Genomic DNA, 2,534 nt, shown 5'->3' with positions numbered 1-2,534 from the left:
ATAAACAAGATTATTTTAATGTAAGATAGGGGAGGATATGCTCTTAATTTGCATTTAATATTTTTTTAATTATTTGCTAATACGAATAACTTGAAAAAATTAATGCTTCTTTTATCTCTTTGTAAAACAAAAAGGCTTGTTGCAAAAATGTCGTATTATGCGTATTGACAATCAGTAAGAATTTAATGTTTAACTAAAAGTAAATCGAAATAACATGAGAAAGATGTTACTGACGGTATCGCTTGTTTTTATTGCTTTTATAAGTGCTTCGCAACTCAGAGCAAATAATGAAGCGAATTCTTTAACAGAAGGAGTAAATAACCGCTCTTGCGAAAAAACTTATCGTTTTTTTACGGATGAAGATTTGAGGAATGTAGAAGCCTCTGCTAAAACCGAATGGGGTACTAAAATTGTCGGTATGTTGAAAGAAAGAGTCGATGAACGTGTCCGTTATGGTTTTGACATTCCCGATAAATCGACTGGGCGTAGTCAGAACTATATTTGCCCTGTACATAAAAAGCTGTTTAAATTCGAGCTTGACAAGCCTCATGACCACTATTGTCCCGATTGCGGAAAATCTTATAAAAGTGACTTTTTCGATGCTTGCTGGCGCAATATCTATCAGCATAATATGCAATATTTTATTGTCGATTGTGGTTATTTATATTTAGCTACAAAAGACAAAAAATATTTTGATTACCTAAAGGAAATCTTCTTGGAATATGCCGATAAATATCCGCAATATCCGGTTTATACAAAAGAGCAAGTTGCTAAATCTTATTATCTGGGCAGAATGTTTGAACAATGGTTAGAAGATGCCATGTGGTTTTCCGATGTTTGTCCGATTTATGAAATCATAAGGGATGGTCTGACACAGCAAGAGAGAGAAAAAATAGAGAAAAATCTGTTTCAGGAAGCTGCTGATATGATTACGGCCCGTCGTGGACAGCACAATTGGCAGGCTTGGAATAATGCTATGCGAACATCGTTGGCTGTAACATTAAAAAATGACGAGATGATGGATTATGCGGTTAACGGCAGTGTCGGTTATATCGAAGAGTTCAAAAAGATGGTTTATGATGACGGCTGGTATAAAGAAGCTTCGCCCGGGTATCACTATTTCCCGCTTAAGGCTCTTTTGCAGACGGCAAATGCAGCAAGGGCTTGCGGTATAGATCTTTATAATGAGAAACTGAAAAGTATGCTTACGGGTGTTGTTAAAGCAATGTATCCGAACATGACTTTTCCTGCTCATAATGACGGGGGATATATGTCCGATATTTCAAATCAGGATTTTTTATATGAGATGGGATATTCCCGCTTCAAAGATCCTTTTATCTTGCAAATCTTAGCAAAAGTCTATGCGACTAAAGATCGAAATTCGGCATTGGCTTTGCTGACGAATGTCGATATTAAACCGGATAAAGCGCCGTTGAAACAAGATAGTTATCTGTTTGATGATACGGGAATCGCAATTTTGCGTTCAGGAGATAATACGTTGGTCTTCCGTTATGGTTTTAGTGATGGAGGGCACAGTCATCCCGACCGGCTTTCGGTTACGTTACACAATGGGGAGAAAGAGATTCTTACCGATTGCGGAACGTATAGTTATGCACAACCGGCCTATTTGGGATGGCAAAAGCGGGGATTGTCTCATAATCTCGTGTTGGTGGACGGGCAAGATATGCAGATCAGAGGAGCTAAAACAGCAGGTAAGTTACTGTCGTTCGATCCCGATAAAAACGGGGGAGTTGCTTCCGCTGTATTAGATAATAATGGTTATCCCGGAGTAAAGTTGACACGTACGGTGAAACTTGACCGCAATAAATTTATAGATCGGTTCGAGGCACAGTCTGAAGAAGAACACACCTATGATTATGTCTTGGCTTTATCTGATAAGCCGGAACTCGGGGACGGTTTTGTAGATGCTCGTCTCGAAGGTAAATCCCCGGCTTATGAATTTATAAAAGGAGTAAAATCGAAAATTTACAAGAATGGCATCGTGACTTTTAAAGCCGGAACAACTAAATTTGAAATTAAGAATACCTATAAAACTCCTATTGAAGTTTTTTGGGCAGAAGCACCGGATATTATGTACGGTAGTTCCGAGAAAGATACGCATACAATAAAATCATATATGCTTGTGGTGCGGACCAAGGGAAAAAATCTTTCTATAAGTAGTGTTATAATATTGGGTAAAAAACGTTAGTGAACAATAGCAGAAAAAGTATTTGTTAATAGAAGGCTTCTGCTGATTTTAAGAGCCTGAATTTTTTAACAAAAAAATGACCTGATAATATTTTTTTGTTGGGAAATTTACGGCAGACTCTAAATATCACGTAGATATTGACTTGGTAAAAGACTGTTCAGAAAATAACTGATAACTATTTTCTGAACAGTCTTTTTATATAACAGATTATCGATATTGAAGTAAATTGGTCTAATTGTTATATTAATTGACAGATTTTTTACTACAAAAAAAAGTATCTATTTCTAATTTTGATAAATCCTTTTATCAAGGATTAAGATTATGT

At 36.4% G+C, this 2,534-nt stretch carries 1 protein-coding gene; it reads left to right on the top strand.

The window, feature by feature from the left end; all coding sequences use genetic code 11:
- The first annotated feature begins 214 nt into the window (after positions 1 to 214).
- The gene (locus AC1WHX_RS11825; RefSeq protein WP_278585870.1) at positions 215 to 2,209 is read left to right on the top strand and encodes an alginate lyase family protein; all 1,995 of its coding nucleotides are present in this window, start codon (positions 215 to 217) and stop codon (positions 2,207 to 2,209) included.
- The last annotated feature ends 325 nt before the right edge of the window (positions 2,210 to 2,534 follow it).

Source organism: Coprobacter sp. (assembly GCF_982436375.1).
The sequence above is the reverse complement of the archived record's forward strand: the minus strand, read 5'-3'. Positions and strand labels throughout refer to the sequence as shown.

Excerpts from the sequence above, each read along its gene's own strand:
- AC1WHX_RS11825 (WP_278585870.1), top strand. The coding sequence starts at position 215 with ATGAGAAAGATGTTACTGACGGTATCGCTTGTTTTTATTGCTTTTATA.